3 protein-coding genes are annotated in these 21,852 nt (G+C 70.3%); 2 read left to right on the top strand and 1 reads right to left on the bottom strand.

What is annotated here, in order from left to right; all coding sequences use genetic code 11:
* Nucleotides 1–1,437: 1,437 nt before the first annotated feature.
* Complete coding sequence (locus tag ACLARN_RS12905; RefSeq protein WP_409491602.1) at nt 1,438–1,710, bottom strand: SAM-dependent methyltransferase; 273 nt, start codon at nt 1,708–1,710, stop codon at nt 1,438–1,440.
* Nucleotides 1,711–2,345: 635 nt separating this feature from the next.
* Here ACLARN_RS12905 and ACLARN_RS12900 point away from each other — a divergent pair.
* On the top strand, nt 2,346–3,692 hold the full coding sequence (locus tag ACLARN_RS12900) for a serine hydrolase domain-containing protein (protein WP_409491583.1): 1,347 nt from the start codon (nt 2,346–2,348) through the stop codon (nt 3,690–3,692).
* 114 nt (nt 3,693–3,806) lie between these two features.
* Nucleotides 3,807–21,842, top strand: a complete 18,036-nt coding sequence (locus ACLARN_RS12895) for a non-ribosomal peptide synthase/polyketide synthase (protein WP_409491582.1) — start codon at nt 3,807–3,809, stop codon at nt 21,840–21,842.
* Nucleotides 21,843–21,852 lie beyond the last annotated feature (10 nt).

The following is a 21,852-nucleotide window of genomic DNA, read 5'->3' as shown; positions in this document are numbered from 1 at the left end:
TGCGTGTCGCCGACACCGCCGACCACATCTGGTCCTGGTCACGATTCCGCCGCCGACGACAACACCAAGCCCGCCTCAGCCACTACAAACGGCGAGGCTACCCACTCAACTGAGTGCCGTTGCAGTACTAGTCCTGCAGATAAGCGTGGCGCAACTCGGTACGGCTCAGTTGGGGGTCTTCGGGCAGACCAGGGTCATCGACAAACGTGGATCGCAGGCACCGCACCATGATGCTCGGCAGGGCCACGAGAGGTACATAGCAGGAAGCCAAATGGTGCTGTGATGGACTACAGCTGGATCACGAGGCTTGCACAGGAGTTCGGACATCCGTGCAGTCCACTTCGGACCTTGACAAACCCGAAGGTCAACGACGAGGGCGACGGGTGATGTACCAGATAACGTGCGGTCCTCGTATCGGACATCGAACGGCGTTTCCACAGGTCGCGAGGTCTCATAGCTGATCGATCTATGGGATAACAGGCACTTACCGGTACCTTGCGGTTCCTCGTTCGCTTAGGATTCCTCGGCCATTTCACTGTTTCCGTTACGGTGTAGGCACCTGGTCGTGTTCCGTCGTCCATGTCTTCCTGGCCTGGGCTTTCTCGTGCAGCTGGATGTGGCGGCTATGCCGGGATGTGCAGCCATCCGAGTTCGCCTGGGTCGGGAATGTCGCCGCGTTGTTCGACATCCATGCGGATTCGCTCCAGCCACTCGCGGGGTGCGCCGGGACAGGTCTGAAAGCCGGGCTCAGTGTCGTGCCGTGCACCTTTCGGTTGACCTTAAGTATGTTCTCGGCTCACTCGACCGGCGTGACGCGCCGCGAATCTTGATTCCTGCCTTTGCTCGGCGACCGGTCGCCCGAAACAAAGACGTCGTGAAGCCGCCTGGCGCAGACAGTCGGGCTGTCCGATGAGATTCAGGTCGACGATGGAGGTTGCAGCGAGTCCCGCGGCTGCGCGTGCGAAGGCAAAGGTCGCCTCCTGGCATTGTGTCTAGCCGTGGTACGCAGCGACAGCGGCAGGATGACCAGACGGGGTTCCGGGGTCGATAAACTCCATCAGGGTCTCCAGAAACCAGACCCGGCAGTGGCGCGACGGGAACTGGAGCACAAGGTCATGCGCACCGCCATGCGTGAGAACCTCGGCCTCGACGCCGAAGCGGCGGAAGCCGACGTATGCCCCGATCCTTTCGGGTTTCCCGGCCCTGGTTGGCCTGATCTGGCTGCAGGGGCTCGAGGTGGCTATGCGACGTGACCGTTAGGGGAGGCGTGCGACGGCGCCGAGGACGAGGTCGTGCTCAGGTCCGGTGAGGGCGGTGTCGTCGGGTCGCCAGCCAGGTGGTGAGGGTGTCGCGAGTGCGGGCGAACAGGGGACTGGTGCTGCTTCGGTAGGCGTCGATGCAGCATTGGACCTGGCCCTGAAGTTCGGGTGGTGCGGTTTATCGCTGAGGTGGGACAGGGTGAAGAAGCTTCCGGGCGGAAGTGAGTCGCGGTAGGCGGCGGGGTTGTCGTGGTCGGGGATGAAGTGCAGGACGGCGATCATGAGCAGTTCCGATCGGCTGGTCGAAGTCGAGCAGGCTGCGGACGGTGGCGTTGTCGAGGATCCCGGTAGGGCGACGCGGGTCGGCGTCGATGGCCACGGTGGCGGGACCGTCACGTAGCAGCGGTCTGCTTTGCGTGACGGCGACGGGGTCGTTGTCGGCGTAGACCACCTTGACGTCCGGGGTGAGCGCGCGGGCGACCTGGTGGACGTGGCCAGCGGTGATCGCCCGGCCGCGCTGAAACAACGAAGGGCACTGATCAGGTCAATGGGCTGAGTTCGGCCATGTCGTCAGTTCTGGACTGCTGCGTGAGGCGCCTACTTGCGGGCCGGATGTTTGAAAAATTATTTCATGGGTATAGGTAAAGGTTTGTGCGGGTCGCATTCCGGCTCAGCCTTTCGTCACGTGCTGTTCGGGTAAATTTCGCGGCGAAGTCGAATTCGTGAAGGTTCTTCCGATGTGACGGCCCGGCGATGGTCGCGGTGGTGCGATACCCCAGGTGGAGCGCAGTTTCAAGGTTGGCTGGGTCACGTTCCACGGCATGGAATTGACCGAGGGTCAATTTCCGGCACCGCACTCGAATTGCGATCATGGCAGCTCTGTGCTTATTAATTTCGAGGCAAGAGGATCTTCGATTGCTTTCCGAATTGGTCCACTTGGTGGTATCGACAACGGGCCAAGGTGGGCACTGTGTAAGGCATCTCTTGGCGAGAATGATGCGCGGCGAACTTCTCAGGACGCCACGGCGGTCATTGGTTACATGCGATTTTCTCCCGTGACAGTCGAGTATTCGGAAGGTCAGTTCAGTGTTTTCGTCAGTGGCAGAGTCGTGTGTTCCCCCAACCTCCGGAAGGCAGTCGGCCCGCTCCATCCCGCCAGGCAGGCTGGCCGGGGTACTCAGCTCTCTCATCCGGCGGCACCAGGTGCCGGGAGCCCAGCTCGCGGTGTGGCACCGCGACGAACTCTCGGTGGCCGAAGCCGGTGTGGAAGACGGTGACCGCCCGATGAGGTCGGCTTCGACGGTGCCCGTCGGGTCCATCACCAAGGCCTTCACCGCGACGCTCGCGATGCTCTTGGTGGCCGACGGCGACCTCGAGCTCGACACGCCCATCGGCGAATTCGTCTCGGAGCTGCACGGCACTGAGCTCGGTGGCCTGCTGACACTCCGGCAGTTGCTCGGTCACACCAGTGGCCTGCCCTCCGACCCTGCCGAACACTGCTCCACCCGTCGCGACCTGCTCGGCTGGCTGCGCCCGGAGCTGCTGGTCTGCGCCCCCGCCACCGCCTTCTCCTACTCCAGCGTCGGCTACGCGCTCGTCGGCATGCTCATCGAAGAAGCGACCGGCATGCCGTGGCAGGAGGCACTCGAAACGATCCTGATCCGCCCGCTGGGCATGAACGCCGGCTTCATCGGCTGCGCGGGCCGGGAGCCGAGCGCCAAAGGACACGCCGGTCGTCCAGGAGCCCTGCCCCGGGTGGTCGAACAGATGCTGGCCCCGGTGCTGGCTCCCGTGGGCGGCCTGGCACTGAGCGCCCGCGAACTGATCAAGTTCGGGCAGGTTCATCTGGGCAATCCCTGTCTGCTCGACGAGGCGACCGCGAGCGAGATGTACGCCCCTGGCGACGCCGAACCCTTCGGCCTCGCCGACGGCTGGGGGCTGGGCCTGGCGCGGTTCCATGGCAAGCGCACCACCTGGCTTGGCCACGACGGCACGGCGGACGGCACGTCGTGCCACCTGCGCGTCAACGACGAAGGACAGACCGTCGTCGCGTTGACCACCAACGCCGTCGGAGGAGCGGCGCTGTGGTCCGAGATGCTGCGGGAGCTGCGCGCGCTCGGCCTCGACATCCCGGACTACCGGGCGCGCGGTGAGCGTGCCAGGCGGGTCACCGTGCCGGACGAGAGCCGCGGCGGCTACCGCAACGGGGAGCTGGAGTACGTCGTGGAGACCGACACCGAGGGCGTCGTATGCCTCACGGTGGACGGTGAGGTCCACCGCGACCTGGCCCTCTACGACTGCGGAACGATGTCGGTCCCGGACCCCGCCACCGGACTGCGGGCCGACTGCGGCCGCATCGTCCGCGATCCCCGCACCGGACGCGTCACCGCCTTGCAGGTCGGCGGCCGTCTCGCCGAGCGGGTGAGTCACTGAAGGCGGTCGCGCCGCCGCACGGCCCGAGAGGCCGGTCTTCTTTCCCCCTCTGTCTCCGTCCACCCGTCTCTCTCGAGGCGGTCCTCGACGCGCGCTCGGAAGGTTTTACGTTTCATGACATCGCAGGACATCGCCAGAGCCCACCACCCTGAGCCGGCCGCGGACGCCGGCGGGAGCCTCCCCGGACTGTTCGCGCGCCAAGTGGCGCGCACCCCGGACGCGATCGCCGTGACCGGGGACTTCGCTCCGTTGACCTATCGGGAACTCGACGAGCGGACCAACCGGCTCGCGCACCGCCTGGCGCGGCTCGGCGTCCGCGCCGAACATCCGGTCGCCGTGAGCCTGACGCGGTCGGCCGATTTCGTCGTCGCCGAAGTCGCGATCGTCAAGGCCGGCGGTGTCTACGTTCCGCTCGACGCGCGGGCTCCCGAAGCTCGGTTGAACCGGGTGCTCGCCGAGGTGGGGGCTTCGGTGGTGCTCACCGACCGGGAGCGCCCGCTCCCCGGTGTCCACGCGCAGCGCCTCGACGATCCCACTCTGGAGCGCGAACCTTCCGGTTCACCCGGCACGGTGGTGGATCCGGACCAGCTCGCGTACGTGATGTACACCTCCGGTTCGACCGGCGTGCCGAAAGGCGTCGCCGTGACGCACCGGGACGTCGCGGCGCTGGCGGCCGACAGCCGGTTCGGCGACGCGCACGAGCGGATACTGCTGCACTCGTCGCCTGCCTTCGACGCGTCGACCTACGAGCTGTGGGTGCCGCTGCTGAGCGGTGGCACCGTCGTGGTCGCGCCGCCGGGCGACCTCGGGGTCGAGGAGTTGCGCCGGATGGTGTCCGGATACGGGGTGACGGCGTTGTGGCTGACCGCCGGGCTGTTCCGGGTGGTGGCGCAGGAGGCCCCGGACTGCTTCCGCGGTGTGCGGGAGGTCTGGACCGGCGGGGAGGCGGTCCCGGCAGGCCCGGTCCGCCGCGTCCTCGAACACTGTCCTGGCCTCGTCGTGGTCGATGGGTACGGGCCCACCGAGACGACGACTTTCGCCACCTCGCATCGCCTGCCGTCGCGCGATTCGGTGCCGGAACGCCTGCCCATCGGGCGGCCGCTGGACGGGATGCGGGCCTACGTGCTGGACACCGGGCTGAACCCGGTGCCCGACGGTGAGGCAGGAGAACTGCACCTCGCCGGAGCGGGCCTTGCCCGTGGCTACCAGGCCCGTCCGGGGCTGACCGCGGAGAAGTTCGTCGCCGACCCGCTCGGCCCGGACGGTGATCGCATGTACCGCACAGGTGACATCGTCCGCCGGAACGCCCGCGGCGAGCTGGAATTCCTCGGCCGTGCCGACGACCAGGTCAAGATCCGCGGCTTCCGCATCGAACTCGGCGAGATCGAAGACGTGCTGTGCCGGCACGACGACGTCAGCGAGGCCGTGGTCGTGGCCCGGGAAGACCGGCCGGGCGCGAAACGGCTCGTCGCGTACCTCGTCACCCGCGGCGACGGGGGAGAGGAGCCGACCGGCCTGCGCGCGTTGCTCACCGAGACGCTGCCGGATTACATGATCCCCTCGGCGTTCGTCGTCCTGGACGGCTTGGCGCTGAACGCCAACGGCAAGGTCGACCGGCGCGCGTTGCCGGCACCCCCTGCGGAAACGGCGGAGTACGTCGAGCCGCGGACCGTCGCCGAGCGGCGGGTCGCCGCGATCTGGGCCGACGTGCTGGGCGGCGGCCCGGTGGGCGCCACCGACGACTTCTTCGCCAGGGGCGGTGACTCGATCCTCGTCGTGCAGGTGCTTTCCCGGCTGCGCACGGCGTTCGGGACGGAGCTGACGGCGAAAGCGCTGTTCGACGCCCCCACCGTCGAACGGCTCGCCCGGCTGTTGCCGGAGACTCCGGACCCGGCTCCGGCCGAGCCGATCCCGGTGGCTCCCCACGATCGTCCGGTGCCGATTTCCCCGGCACAGCAACGACTGTGGTTCCTCGACGAGCTTTCCGGAAACGCGGCGACCGAGAACAACACCGGCGTCGGGCTGCGGCTCTCGGGTCCGCTGGACGTCGACGCCCTCGCCAACGCGCTCGACCTGCTCTGCGCACGCCACGACTCACTGCGCACCACCTTCGACGTGGTGGACGACGAGGGAATCCAGCGGATCACCGAGTCCGCCGTCATCCCGCTCCAGGTCCGCCGACTGTCCGATAAGGACGATCTGGACGGCGAACTGACCACGGAGTTGTCGCGGCCGTTCGATCTCCGGAGCGGCCCGCTGACCCGGGCCACCCTGTTCGAACTGGCGGACCGGGAGCACCTGCTGGTGCTCTGCCAGCACCACATCGTCACCGACGGAGCGTCCATCGGCATCCTCACCGAGGAACTGATGGACCTCTACGCAGGGAAGACACTGCCGGAACTCCCGGTGCGTTACGCCGACTTCGCCGCCTGGCAGCGTTCCCGCCTGACCGGCCCGGCGGTGCGCCCGCATCTGGCGTACTGGCGGCAGCGGCTGGACGGCCTCGAACCGCTCGCCCTGCCGACCGACCGGCCCCGCGCCGCGCAGCGGTCCACCGATGGCGCAATCCACCGGCGGCCGCTGCCCGCGGCACTGGTCGACCGGCTCACCGAACTGGGCCACCAGCACGGCGCGACGCTGTTCATGACGCTGACCGCCGCCGTGCAGATCTTGCTGGCCCGCCACAGCGGGCAGCAGGACGTCGCGGTCGGCACGGCCGTCGCCGGCCGGGACCGCGCCGAACTGGAGAAGCTGACCGGTTTCTTCGTCAACACCCTGGTGCTGCGCTCGCGGGTGGCCGACGACCGGCCGTTCACCGGATTCCTCGGCGAATTCCGGGAAACCGTGCTGGACGCCTTCGCACACGCCGACGCTCCGTTCGACCGGGTCGTCGACGCGGTGCGGCCCGAACGCGACCCCTCCCGGACGCCGCTCGTGCAGGCCGTCGTCGTCCTCCAGAGCCCGCTCGTGCGGCCACGCGACGTCGCCGGGCTGAGGGTCACCGAGCACGACCTGCCGCGGCCGTCCGCCCGCTTCGACCTCGTGATCGAGTTCTGGCCGCGCAACGGCACGTTCGAGCTCGCGATCGAGTACAGCACCGGCCTGTTCGACGCCGTCACCGTCGAACGGCTGGCCGCGCGGCTGGAGGCCCTGCTGACCGGGATCGCCGCCGATCCCGGCCTGCCGCTCGGTGACCTGCCGCTCACGACGGAGGCGGACCGGCGGTTCCTGCTTCCCGATGACAGCCCCGTCGTCCCGGTCGACACCGTCCCGGCGGCCTTCGACGAGCAAGCGGCCCGGACGCCCGACGCCCCCGCGGTGACCTGCGGCGGCACCACGCTCACCTACCGCGAACTGCAGGACCGCGCCGATCGGCTCGCCCGTCACCTGAGCGAACTGGGTGTGCGGGCGGAGGACCGCGTCGGGATCCTGATGGACCGCTCGACCGACCTCGTCGTCACCGTCCTCGCCGTCCTCAAGGCCGGCGCCGCGTACCTGCCGCTCGACCTGCGTGCGCCCGCAGCGCGGATGCGGCGGATCCTCGACGGCTCGGCGCTGCTGTTGACCGACTCCACTTGGGCGGACGCCGCCGCCGACGTGCATCCGCGGCCGCTTCAGCCGGTCGTCCCGGCGGAACCCGGTGAGCGGCCGGGCGTCGATCTGGACCCCGAGAACCTGGCGTACGTCGAGTACACCTCGGGTTCCACCGGCGTGCCGAAGGGCGTCGCGGTGCGTCACGCGGACGTCGTCGCGCTCGCCGGGGACAGCCGGTTCACCGGCGGCGCGCACGAGCGGGTGCTGCTGCACTCGCCGCTGGCGTTCGACGCGTCGACCTACGAGCTGTGGGTACCGCTGCTCAACGGCGGCGAGGTCGTCGTCGCCCCGCCGGGAGACCTCGACGTCGACCGGCTGCGGCAGCTGATCACCCGGCACGGCGTGACCGCGCTGTGGCTCACCGCGGGCCTGTTCCGGCTTGTCGCCCAAGAGGAACCCGATTGCTTCACCGGTGTCCGCGAAGTCTGGACCGGCGGCGACGTGGTCCCGGCGGAGACGGTCCGTCGGGTGCTCGACGGCTGTCCCGGGCTCGCCGTGGTCGACGGCTACGGGCCCACCGAGACGACCACGTTCGCGTCCGCCTTCCGGATGACGTCACCGGAGTCCGTGCCGGACGTCGTGCCGATCGGCACTCCACTGGACGGGATGCGGGCGTTCGTGCTCGACGCCCGGCTACGGCTGGTGCCGCGCGGAGTGATCGGTGAACTGTACGTCGCCGGGCCCGGCCTGGCCCGCGGTTACGTCGACCTTGCCGGGGCCACCGCCGATCGCTTCCTCGCGAACCCCTTCGGCGAGCCGGGGAGCCGGTGCTACCGCACGGGTGATCTGGTGCGCTGGCGTTCCGACGACATGCTGGAGTTCGTCGGCCGGGCCGACGACCAGGTCAAGATCCGGGGCTTCCGGGTGGAGCCGGCGGAGATCGAGGCCGCGCTCACCGAATGGGCGGACGTCGCGCAGGCGGTGGTGCTCGCGCGGACGGACACCGGGCGCAAGCGGCTCGTGGCCTACGTCGTCCCGGCGCCGGGTACGGCACTGGACGCGACGGCGGTGCGCGGCTCGCTGGCGGAGGTGCTGCCGGACTACCTGGTGCCGTCGGCGATCGTGCTGCTTGACGCGCTTCCCTTGAGCCCCAACGGGAAACTCGACCGGCGTGCCCTGCCCGAGCCGGCGCTCGACCCGACGGCCGTCCGCCGCACGGCGCCGCGGACGGAACCCGAGCGCGTGCTGGCCGTCATCTGGGCCGAGGTGCTCGGGCTCGACGAGGTCGGGGTCGAGGACAACTTCTTCGACCTGGGCGGTGACTCGATCCTGAGCATCCAGGTCGGCGCCAGGGCACGCCGGGTGGGTCTCGCGCTGAGCACCAGCGACCTTTTCCGGCACCAGACCGTCGCCGCGCTGGCGGCCACGGCCACCGAGACGGGCGGCACTGCCGCGCGGGGCCCGGTGTCCGGTGAGGCGCCGTTGACGCCGATCCAGGAGTGGTTCTTCGCCACCCAGACCCGGCGGCCCGAGCGGTTCGACCAGTCGCTGTCGATGGAACTCACCGCGGATGTCGACGAGGCCGCGCTGCGCACGGCGCTGTCGGCACTGGTCGAGCAGCACGACGCGCTGCGGATGCGGTTCGAGCGCGCGAACGGGCGGTGGCGTCAGGTGAATCCGCCACCCGAACCGGTGGACGTGCTCGCCGGACCGTCAGAAGTGGACCTCGGACGCGGGCCGTTGCTGCGGGCATGGGTGTCCGAAGAGGACGGTCGCAAGACGCTTCGGCTGGCTGCCCACCACCTCGTCGTCGACGGGGTGTCCTGGCGCGTGCTGCTGGAGGACCTGGACCTGGCCTACCGGCAGGCGGTCCGGGGCGAGGCCGTCGACCTCGGACCGAGGTCGACGTCGTTCCTCGAGTGGGCCCGCCGCCTGGCCGACCGGGCCGAGGCGGGCGGGTTCGCCGGAGAATCGGCCTACTGGCAGGACTTCGACGGCGACACGTCGGTGCCGGTGGACGGCATGGGACCGAACACGGCTGGTGCCGCCAGGGCGGTGACCGTGCGACTGACCGAAGCCGAGACGACCGCGCTGACGCGGGACGTGCCCGCCGTGTACCGCACCCGGATCAACGACGTGCTGCTCACCGCGCTCGGCCGGATCCTGGGGGACTGGACCGGCCACGACCGCGTCGTGGTGGACCTCGAAGGCCACGGCCGCGAGGATCTGTTCGAGGACGCCGACCTGTCACGAACGGTGGGCTGGTTCACCAGCCTGTTCCCGGTGGCACTGGAGGCCGGTGGTGACTGGGGCCGGGCGCTCAAGACGGTCAAGGAGCGGTTGCGGGCGGTGCCCAGCCGCGGCATCGGCTACGGCGTCCTGCGCTACCTCACCGGGACGGCGCCGGAGATCACCCCGGCGGTCAGTTTCAACTACCTCGGCCGGTTCGACCCACCGGTCAGCGACGGCGGCCTGTTCGCCGGGCCGGGCCGCGAACTGACCTTGGACGTCGCCCCGGAGGAGATCCGGCCGCATCTGCTCGACGTCGTCGGCCGCATCGACGGCGGCGCGCTGGAATTCGACTGGTTCTTCGCCGAGGGCGTGCATGACAAGTCCACAGTGGACGGTCTGGCGAACGCGATGCTCGGCGCGTTGCGGGAGATCATCCGGCACTGCGCCGAGCCGGACGCGGGCGGCCGGACGCCGTCCGACTTCCCGCTGGCCGCGCTGGACCAGCGGCAGGTGGACGCGCTGGCTGGCGACGGCCGCGCGGTCGAGGACCTCTATCCGCTGACCCCGATGCAGGCCGGGATGGTCTTCCATGCCCTGGCGCCGGGCGGCACCCGGGTCTACTTCGAACAGCTGACCTTCGTACTGGACGACGTCCCCGACCCGCGGCGGCTCGGTGCGGCCTGGCAGCGGGTGGTGGACCGGACGCCGGTGCTGCGCAGCCGGGTGGTGTGGGAGAACGTGCCGTCGCCGCTGCAGCTTGTCGAACGCGACATCACCCTGCCGATCACGTACCTCGACTGGACCGAACTGTCCACTGTAGAGCGTGAGGAGGCGCTGCGGCGACTGCGGGAGGCCGACGCCGAGGAAGGGCTCGATCTGGCCCGCGCGCCGTTGACGCGGCTCGTCGTCGTCAGGCTGCCCGGTGACGCCGTGCGGGTGGTGTGGACCTTCCACCACGTACTGCTCGACGGCTGGAGTGTCTTCCAGGTGCTGTCCGACGTCATCGCGCTGGTTCGGGGCGATGACGGGGCGGTGCCCGAACGGCGGCCGTTCCGCGACTACCTCGCCTGGCTGGCCCGCCAGGACGACCGGGCGGCCGAGGAGTACTGGCGGGCTGAACTCGCCGAGCTGTCCGCGGCGACGCCGTTGCCGTACGACCGGGTGGCCGCCCGCGGGCATACGACCAGGTCCGCCGACCGGGTGGCCGCCGAGCTGGACGAAGCCGCGTCCGACCGGCTGTACGCCTTCGCGAAACGCCATCGGCTGACGGTCAACGCCGTCGTCCAAGGTGCGTGGGCGCTGTTGCTGTCGCGGTACAGCGGTGAGCGGGACGTCTGTTTCGGCGCGACCGTCTCGGGCAGACCACCTGAGCTGCCAGGGGTGGACGACATCACCGGCATCTTCATCAACACCCTGCCGGTGCGGATGCGCGTGGACGGCGGCGCCGGGCTGGTCGACTGGCTGCGGGAGGTACAAGCCCGGCAGGTCTCCTCACGCCGGTTCGGGCATCTCGCGCTCACCCGGCTGCAGGGCTGGAGCAGTGTCCCCGCGGGGACGAACCTGTTCGACAGCATCGTGGTGTTCGAGAACTACCCGATCGACGAACTCGCCGACGGGCCGCGGATACGGGAGCTGCAAGCGGCCGAGCGGACCAACTACCCGCTCAGCGTCGTCGTCTACCCGGGCCGCCGGCTTTCGCTGGTGCTCGGCTACGACCCGGCCCTGTTCGACGCAGGGACGGCCGAACGGCTCGCCACCCATCTGGGCGTGCTGCTGCGGGGTATGGCGGACGTAGGAGTTTCGGCGATCACGATGCTGACCGACGCCGAGGAAAACCGCGTTGTCCACGAATGGAACGCCACCGGCACGGCGTTGCCGGACGCCGCGCTGACGCCGTTGTTCGAAGCTCAGGTACGGCGCACTCCGGCAGCAGTCGCGGTGGCCACCGACACCGGTGCCCTGACCTACGCCGAACTCGACGCACGGGCGAACCGGCTGGCTCACCTGTTGCTACGGCACGGTGTCCGTGCCGAAGAGCGGGTCGCGGTGCTGATGGACCGCTCGGCCGACCTGGTCGTGGCGGAACTGGCGATCATCAAGGCGGGTGGCGCCTACCTGCCACTGGACCTGCGGGCACCGGCGGACCGGTTGCGCCTGCTGCTGACCGAAGCCGAGGCGAAGATCGTCGTCACCGACACGGCACGGCGGCCGCAGGCCGAGGACGTCCACAGTGGACAGTTGTTGACGGTCGACGGCGCCGAGGGCGAACCGGCGACGGCGCCGGGTGTCCCGGCCGACCGCGACCAGCTCGCCTATGTCATCTACACCTCGGGCTCGACCGGCTCGCCCAAGGGTGTCGCCGCGCGGCATCGGGACGTCGTAGCGCTGGCCTGGGACCGGCGGTTCCGGACCGGAGCGCACGAGCGGGTGCTGCTGCATTCGCCGCATTCGTTCGACGCCTCCACCTACGAGATGTGGGTGCCGCTGCTCAACGGCGGTCGTGTGGTCGTCGCGCCGGCACGGGAACTGGACGTCGCGACGCTCCGCCGGGTGATCGCCGAGCACTGGGTCACCGCGGCGTTCCTGACCACGGGGTTGTTCCGGCTGGTGTCGCAGGAGGATCCGCGGTGTTTCGCGGGAATGCGGCAGGTGTGGACCGGCGGTGACGCCGTGCCCGCCACCGCGTTGCGCCGGGTGCTGGAAGCCTGTCCGGACACCGTGGTCGCAGACGTCTACGGGCCGACGGAGACGACCACTTTCGCGACCGTGCGGTTGATGTCGTCGGTCGGCGAGGTGCCGGACGTGGTGCCGATCGGCGGACCGCTGGACAACACGCGGGCTTACGTGCTCGACGCCGGGCTGTCCGCCGTGCCGCCGGGGGTTCCCGGTGAGCTGCACATCGCCGGTGAGGGCGTGGCTCGCGGATACCTGGCCGCCCCCGGTCTCACGGCGGACCGGTTCGTCGCCGACCCCTTCGGCACCGGCGAGCGCATGTACCGCACCGGGGACATCGTGCGGTGGACAGCGGAGGGGCAGCTGGAGTTCGTCGGCCGCGTCGACGAGCAGGTCAAGGTCCGTGGCTTCCGGGTCGAGCTGGGGGAGATCGAGGCGGCGCTGGGTGCGCATCCCGCACTCGCGCAGGCCGCGGTGCTCGCGCGGGAGGACAACGGCGTCAAACGGCTGGTGGCCTACGTCGTCGGGAAGAACGGCGTGCCGGACACCGCCGAACTGCGGGAGTTCCTCGGCCACATCCTGCCGGACTACATGGTCCCGGCGGTGTTCGTCGCGCTGGAGCGGCTTCCGGTGAACGTCAACGGGAAACTGGACCGGCGGGCGTTGCCCGTGCCCGACTTCGGCGGTCAGCGCGCCACCGCTCACGTGGCGCCGCGGCCGGGCCCGGAGACCGTGCTCGCCGACATCTGGGCCGAGGTGCTCGGGGTCGGGCGAGTCGGTGCCGAGGATGACTTCTTCGCTCTCGGCGGGGATTCGATCCTCAGCATCCAAGTGGTTTCCCGCGCCCGGCAGGCCGGACTCGACCTGCTGCCCGGTGACCTGTTCACGCACCGCACCATCGCCGAACTGGCCGCTTCGGCAGGCGACGTCCACGAAACCGTCGACCGGGGTCCGGTCAGTGGCGACGTCGCGCTCACCCCGATCCAGCGGTGGTTCTTCACCACACAGACCGACGATCCCGGGCACTTCGACCAGCGCGTCGAGGTCGAGCTGCCGGATGCGGCCGATCCCGGCGCGGTGCGCACGGCGCTGGCTGCCCTGATCGAGCAGCACGACGCGCTGCGGATGCGGTTCGAGCGGACCGACCACGGTTGGCGGCAGGTGAACGCCCCGGTCGCTCTCGCGGCCGACGTCCTGGACACGCCGGTGGATCGCAACCTGGTCACCCGGCCGATGCTGCGCGCCACCCTGTCCGCGCCCGGCAGGCTCACCCTGTCCGCGCACCACCTCGTGGTCGACGGCGTGTCCTGGCGGGTGCTGCTGGAGGACTTCGACAAGGCCTACCGGCAAGCAGTACGCGGAGAAGTCGTCGACCTCGGCCCGCGCGGAACCTCCTTCCAGGAGTGGGTGGAACGGCTGGCGGAGTACACCGCCAAGGGTGGGTTCGACGACGAACTCGGCCATTGGCGCGCCACGGCCGCGGAGCTTGCCGTGCCGGTGGACGGCGACGGCCCGAACACCGCCGCGGCGATGCGTGAGGTCACCACCCGCCTCGACGCCGAGGAGACCGCGGCACTGCTGCGCGCGGTGCCCGACGTGTACCGGACGCAGGTCAACGACGTGCTGCTGACCGCGCTGGGCCGCGTGCTGGCCGACTGGACCGGCCGTGACCGGGTGCTGGTGGATCTGGAGGGACACGGCCGGGAGGAGCTGTTCGACGGCGTCGATCTGTCGCGGACCGTCGGCTGGTTCACCACGCTGTTCCCGGTCGCGCTCGACGTCCCGGACGACTGGGGCACGGCGCTGAAGTCGGTCAAGGAGCAGCTGCGAGCGGTGCCCCGGCGCGGCATCGGTTACGGCGCTTTGCGTTACCTCGCCGGGACGGCGCCGGAGATCGCGCCTCAGGTGAGCTTCAACTACCTCGGTCGTTTCGACGCGGATTCGGGACGGCTGGAGTCGGACGACAGTCCGCGCTCGGTTCGCGCGCACCTGCTGGACGTCGTCGGCCGCGTCGTGGGCGACACGCTGGAATTCACCTGGTACTACGCGGAGGGCGTGCACCGGGAGGAGACGGTCGCCCGGCTGGCCGGGTCGCTGGTCACCGCGTTGCGTTCGATCATCGCGCACTGCGCCGAACCCGGGGCCTGGGGCCGCACGCCGTCGGATTTCCCGCTCGCCCGGCTCGACCAGGCGACGGTGGACCGGCTCGCCGTTCCCGAGGTCGAGGACATCCACCCGCTGACGCCGATGCAGTCCGGCATGGTGTTCCACTCCCTGTCACAGGGGGAGGAGCGGGTCTACTTCCAGCAGGTGGCGTTCGTCCTCGACGGCGTCACCGATCCGGAGGTTCTCGCGCGGGCCTGGCAGCGCGTGGTCGACCGGACGCCGGTGCTGCGTACGCGCATCGTCTGGGAGGGCGTGGACGAGCCGGTGCAGGTGGTCGGGCGTGAGGTGACCGTGCCGGTTACCCACCATGACTGGCGCGGACTGTCCGAAGTGGAGCGTGACACCGCCTGGCGGGACGTTCTCGACCGCGACCGGGACGAGGGGATGGACCTGACGGCCGTGCCGTTGCTGCGGCTCACGCTGGCGCGGTTGTCCGGCACCGAGGTCCGCGTGCTGTGGACGTTCCACCACGTGCTGCTCGACGGCTGGAGTGTGTTCGGGATCCTGTCCGACGTCTTCGCCTGCCACGGCGCGTTCACCCGCGGGGAAGCCGAGGAGCTGCCCCGCCGCCGTCCGTTCCGCGATTACGTCGAGTGGCTCGCGAACCAGGACGACCGGCTCGCCGAAACGCATTGGCGGACCGTGCTCGGCGACCTCACCACACCCGCGCGGCTGCCGTTCGACCGGCCGCCCGCGCAGGCGCACACCACCCGCTCGTCGGAATGGCTGACCGTCGAACTCGGCGCGGACGAGACCACCCGACTGCGGGAGACCGCGCAGAGTGCCGGGCTGACGCTGAACACGCTCCTGCAGGGCGCGTGGGCGCTGCTGCTCGCCCGGTACACCGGTGACCGCGACATCTGCTTCGGCACCACGGTTTCCGGGCGGCCGGTCGACCTGCCGGGAGCGGACGACATCGCCGGCATCTTCATCAACACCCTGCCGGTCCGGGTCACCGTGGCGGGCGCTGTCAGCGCGTCGTCGTGGCTGCGGGACCTGCAGGCGGGCCAGGTCGAATCCCGCCGGTACGGGCATCTGCCGCTGACCCGGCTGCGGGGCTGGAGCGGGGTGCCCGCCGGGGCGAACCTGTTCGAAAGCCTGGTGGTGTTCGAGAACTACCCGATCAACGAGGAGGCGGCCACCGCGCACGGCCTGCGGCTGCGGGCGCTCGACGCGGTCGAGACGACCAGCTATCCGCTCAGCGTGGTCGCCTCGCCGGGTGACCGGTTGTCCATCGACCTCGGCTACGACCCGGATCTGTTCGAGGCGGCTTCGGCCCGGCAAATCGCCCGGCAGCTGACCGGTGTCCTGCGGAGTTTCGGCGAGGACCTTGGACGGCCGCTGGACGAGATCGACCTGCTCACCGACGCCGAACGGCGGCAGGTGCTCCTGGAGTGGAACGACACGGCGAACCCGGTGCCCGAGCGCACGCTCGGCGAACTGTTCGCCGAGCAGGTGCGGCGGACGCCGGACGCGCCGGCGCTGGCCGCCGACGGTGTCCAGCTGAGCTATGCCGAGCTGGACGCTCGCGCGGACCGGCTGGCGCAGCGGCTGGACATCGGGGTCGAGGAGTTGGTCGGCGTGCTCATGGAACGCTCGCCTGAGCTGGTGATCGCCGAACTGGCCATCGTGAAGGCGGGCGGCGCGTACCTGCCACTGGATACCCGCGCGCCTGAAGCCCGCCTGAAGAGCTTGCTGTCCGGGGTTTCCGCGCTGGTCACCGACCGGGAGTGGGAGCCGGTGGCCCGATCGCTCCACGCCGGGCCGGTCCTGCTCGCTGAGGACACCGAGCCGTCCTCGCCGCGCCGCCTTCCGACGCCTCATCGGGACAACTTGGCGTACGTCATCTACACCTCGGGCTCCACGGGAACGCCCAAGGGAGTCTCGGCGCGCCACCGCGACGTCGTGGCACTGGCCTGGGACCGGCGGTTCCGGACCGGAGCGCACGAGCGGGTGCTGCTGCATTCACCGCATTCGTTCGATGCCAACACCTATGAACTGTGGGTGCCGTTGCTGGCGGGTGGTTGTGTCGTGGTGGCGCCGCCCGGTGACCTCGACGTCGACACGCTCGCCCGTGTAATCGCCGAACATCGGGTCACCGGGGCGTTTCTGACGACGGGGTTGTTCCGGCTGGTGTCGCAAGAGGCACCGGGCAGCTTCGCCGGGATGCGCGAAGTGTGGACCGGCGGTGACGCCGTACCCGCCACCGCGTTGCGCCGGGTGCTGGAAGCCTGTCCGGGCACGGTGGTCGCCGACGTCTACGGCCCCACCGAGACCACGACCTTCGCGACCGTGCGGCTGATGTCGTCGGTCGGCGAGGTGCCCGATGTGGTGCCGATCGGCGGGCCTTTGGACAACACGCGGGCCTACGTCCTCGACAACGCACTGCGGCCGGTGCCGCCGGGGGTTCCCGGCGAACTGCATCTAGCGGGGGAGGGGCTGGCCCGCGGCTACCTGGGCAGCGCCGGGCTGACCGCGGACCGGTTCGTCGCCGACCCCTTCCGGGCAGGCGAGCGGATGTACCGCACCGGGGACGTCGTGCGGTGGACGGCGGAGGGGCAGCTGGAGTTCACCGGCCGGGCCGACGAGCAGGTCAAGATCCGTGGCTTCCGCGTCGAACCCAGTGAGATCGAAGCGGCACTCGCGGCCCACCCCGGTCTGGTCCAGGCAGCCGTGCTCGCTCGCGAGGACCAGGGCGTCAAACGGCTGGTGGCCTACGTCGTCGCCGGGACGGACGTGCCGGACGCGGCAGAGCTGAAGGAATTCCTGGCCCGTGACCTGCCGGACTACATGATCCCGGCGGCGTTCGTCCCGCTGGACCGGTTCCCGTTGAACGTCAACGGGAAACTCGACCGGACGGCGCTGCCGGCGCCGGACTTCAGCCGCACGGTGACCGCGTGGACGGCCCCTGGCACGGACGCCGAACGCGCGCTCGCCGAGATCTGGGCCGAGGTGCTCGGGGTCGGGGAAGTGGGCGCGGAAGCCGACTTCTTCGAACTGGGCGGCGATTCGATCCTCAGCATCCAGGTGGTGTCGCGGGCTCGGCGGGCCGGACTGCGGCTGTTGCCGAAGGACCTGTTCCGGTATCCGACGATCAGGGCGCTCGCCGCGAGCGCGCAAGGCCCGGCACCGACCTTGGCCGAACAGGGCCCGGTCACCGGCGACGTCCCGCTCACCCCGATCCAGCACTGGTTCTTCGCGACCCAGCCCGAGCAGTTCGACCAGTCCGTCCTGGTCGAACTCGCCGAGGACGTCGACGAGGCCGCGCTACGCGCCGCACTGACCACCGTCCTGGACCACCACGACGCCTTGCGGATGCGGTTCGAGCGCACCGAGGACGGCTGGCGGCAGCACAACGCGCCACCGGAGCCGGTGGACGTGCTGCACATCGGCGATGTGTCCACAAAGGACTTCGATCTGCGCAACGGCCCGTTGTTCTCGGCCGTCCTGTCAGGGTCGCTGTTGTCCCTGACCGCGCACCATCTGGTGGTCGACGGCGTGTCGTGGCGGATCCTCTTGGAGGATCTGGAAACCGCGTATCGCGGCGCCGGCTTGGGGCCGAAGACGACGTCGTTCCGTTCGTGGGCGCGACGGCTCGCCGAGCACACCGCGGGGGGCGGCTTCGACGACGAACTGGCGTACTGGCGGGCCGTCCCGCGGCCCGCCGCGCTGCCTGCCGACCGCGACGGCGAGAACACGATCGGTTCGGCCCGCTCGGTCACCGTCCGGCTCGATCCGGACGAGACCAAGGCGTTGCTGCGGGACGTGCCCGAGGTCTACCGCACCCAGGTCAACGACGTGCTGCTCGCCGCGCTCGGCCGGGTGCTGGCCGACTGGACCGGGCAGCGGGAGGTCGTGGTCGACCTGGAGGGTCATGGACGCGAGGACCTGTTCGACGACGTCGACCTCTCGCGCACGACGGGCTGGTTCACGAGCATGTTCCCGGTCGCGCTGGAAGCTCCCGCGGACTGGGGTGCGGCGCTCAAGGTGGTCAAGGAACGGCTCCGGGCGGTGCCCCGGCGCGGGATCGGCTACGGCGCCTTGCGCCACCTCGCCGGGACCGCGCCGGGAATCGACGCGCCGGTCAGCTTCAACTATCTCGGCCGGTTCGACTGGGACCTCGGCGGCCTCTACCACGCCATGCGCGGGGGACTGGACGCCGACCTGGACGCGGCGGCGGTGCGGACACACGCGTTCGACGTCGTGGCCAGGGTGGAGCAGGACGCGCTCGAAGTGTCCTGGTCGTATTCGGCGAACCTGCACGACAAGTCCACTGTGGACGCGCTGGCGGCCGGCCTGCTCGCCGCGCTGCGGGGCATCATCGAGCACTGCGCCGAACCCGGCGCGGGCGGCCGGACGCCGTCGGACTTCCCGCTCACCACACTCGGACAGTCCCAAGTGGACCGGCTGGTGGGCGACGGCCGCGCCGTCGAGGACGTCTACCCGCTGACCCCCATGCAAGGCGGGATGGTCTTCCACGGGCTGTCGCAGAGCGAGCAAGGCCTGTACTTCGAGCAGGCGACGTTCGTCCTCGACGGCGTCACCGACCTCGACGTGCTCGCCCGGGCGTGGCAGCAGGTCCTCGACCGGACCCCGGTGCTGCGGACGGCCTTCGTCTGGGACGGCCTGGCGGAACCGGTCCAGGTCGTGCACCGCGACGTCACGCTGCCGATCCGGCGGCTCGACTGGACGGACCTGTCCGAAGCCGAACGCGCGAAACGACTGCGGCGCCTGCTGGCCGAGGACCGTGAGGAAGGCCTCGACCTCGCCCGTGCACCGCTGATGCGCGTCGCGCTCGCCCGGCTCTCGGACACCGAAGCACAGGTGCTGTGGACCTTCCACCACGTCCTGCTGGACGGCTGGAGCGTGTTCGGCGTGCTCGCCGACCTGTGCGCCGCCCACGCCGGAGGATCGCTACCGTCCCGGCGCCCCTTCCGTGCCTACCTGGAATGGCTGGGCGGCCGCGACGACGACGAGGCCGAACGATTCTGGCGGCGCACCCTGGACGGCGTGGCGGAGCCGACACCACTGCCCTGCGACCGGGTGCAGTCGGAGACCCACACGACCTGTTCGTCGACCTGGCTGCCGTATTCGCTGGACGAAGCGGACACTGCCCGGCTCGACGGCTTCGTCAAGCGGCACGGGCTCACGCTCAACGTCATGGTCCAGGGCGCCTGGGCATTGCTGCTAGCGGTCTACAGCGGACAACGGGACGTCGTGTTCGGTGCCACCGTGTCCGGCAGGCCCGCCGAACTGTCCGAAGTGGACGGAATCCTCGGCATCTTCATCAACACCCTGCCGGTGCGCGCCGACGTCGACCGTTCGGCCGGGGTGGCCCGATGGCTGAAGGACCTGCAGAACGCCCAGGCGGAGGCGCGCGGATTCGACTTCGTGCCGCTGAGCAGGCTCCAGACCTGGACCGGGTTGCCCGGTGGCGTGAACCTGTTCGACAGCCTCGTGGTGTTCGAGAACTACCCGATCAAGGACGACGCCGCCGCCGAACACGGCCTGCGCGTCCGCGACCTCGCGGCCTTGGAGACGACGAACTTCCCGATCACCGTGGTCTCGTCGCCAGGACCACGGCTGTCGGTGGAACTCGGCTACGACCCCGAACTGTTCGACCGGGCGACCATCGAAGGCATCGCCGGGCGTCTGCTCCTGCTGCTGCGCGAACTCGCCACCGACGGCGACCGACCGCTGGGCCGGGTGCCGGTGCTCGACGCCACCGAGGAACGTCTCGTGGTGCGGGAATGGAACGACACCGGCGACGAACCGGCGGCACGCTCGCTGCCGGAACTGTTCGCCGAACAGGTCCGCGACCGTCCGGACGCGCCCGCGGTCGTGTCCGGCGGCGGGATCCTGAGCTACGCGGAGCTGGACCGGCGGGCGAACCGGCTGGCGCACCGGCTGCTCGCGCTCGGGCTCCGGCCGGAGGGCCGGGTCGGCCTCGCGGCCGAGCGGACGAGCGCGTTCGTGGTCGCCGAACTCGCCATCGCCAAGGCGGGTGGCGTCTACGTGCCACTGGACACCCGCGCCCCGGACGAGCGCCTGCGGCTGCTGCTGACCGGCGTCGAGTACGCCGTCACCGACGAGACCTGGCTGGACACGATCTCGCGTGTTCACAAGGGACATGTTGTGGTCGAGGCGGAGACGGGGCCGGATCACGACCCGGCCGTGACGGTCGACCCCGAGCAGCTGGCGTACCTGATGTACACCTCCGGCTCCACCGGGACGCCGAAGGGGGTCGCCGTCCGGCACCGCGACGTCGCCGCGCTGGCGGCGGACCGGCGGTTCGCGGGCGGCGCGCACGAGCGGGTGCTCCTGCACTCGCCGCCCGCCTTCGACGCCACCACCTACGAGCTGTGGGTGCCGCTGCTCAACGGCGGCACGGTCGTCGTGGCACCGCCCGCCGACGTCGACGCCCACGCCGTGCGGCACGCGATCGCCGAGGACGGCGTGACCGGCCTCTGGCTCACCGCCGGTCTGTTCCGGGTGCTCGCCCAGGAGGCGCCGGACTGCTTTACCGGGCTTCGGGAGGTCTGGACCGGTGGTGACGTCGTCCCTGCCGCCGCCGTCCGGCAGGTGCTGGGCGCCTGCCCTGGTCTGCGGGTGGTGGACGGCTACGGTCCGACCGAGACGACCACCTTCGCCACGTCGTTCCCGATGTCCACTGTGGACGAAGTGCCGGACGTGGTGCCGATCGGCCGTCCGCTGGACGGGATACGCGTCCAGGTGCTCGGTCCCGATCTGACGCCGGTTCCACCAGGGGTGCCGGGGGAGCTGTGCATCAGCGGAGCCGGGCTCGCCCGTGGCTACTTCGCCCGTCCCGGCCTGACGGCGGATCGCTTCACCGCCGATCCGTACGGGCCGCCGGGTACGCGGATGTACCGCACCGGGGATCTCGCCGCCTGGACCGCCGACGGCCGGGTCCGGTTCCTCGGCAGGCTCGACGAGCAGGTCAAGCTCCGCGGCTTCCGGATCGAACCGGGCGAGGTCGAAGCGGCGCTGGCCGCCCACCCGGCGATCAGGCAGGCCGCCGTGATCGTCCGTGAGGATCGGCCGGGGGCCAAACTGCTTGTCGCCTACCTGGTGGGCACCGACCTGCCCGCGGAAGAGCTGAAGGCCTTCCTCGGCCGGACGCTGCCGGACTATCTGATCCCATCCGCGTTCGTCCAGCTCGACGCGCTTCCCTTGAGCCGCAATGGAAAGCTCGACCGGCGTGCGCTGCCCGCGCCGGATCTGGCCGAGACGCGACCGGCGTACACCGCCCCGGAGACCGACACCGAACGTGTCGTGGCGGGGATCTGGGCCGAGGTGCTCGGGCTGGAGCGGGTCGGTGTGGGGGACAACTTCTTCGATCTCGGCGGGGATTCGATCCGGAGCCTGCACATCGCCTCCCGGGCGAGCGCGGTGTTCGACATCCGGCTCACCCCGCGTGACGTACTGACCGCCCGCACCGTGGCCGTACTGGCCGAGACGGTCGAGGAGAAGATCCTGCGGGATCTCGAACTCCTCGCCTCCGGTGACACCACCACCGAACTGTGAGGACACACCC

Origin of the sequence: Amycolatopsis sp. cmx-11-12, from assembly GCF_046269425.1 — a bacterium.
GTDB lineage: Bacteria > Actinomycetota > Actinomycetes > Mycobacteriales > Pseudonocardiaceae > Amycolatopsis.
Note: the sequence above shows the minus strand (reverse complement) of the source record. Positions and strands in the feature narration are given on the sequence as shown.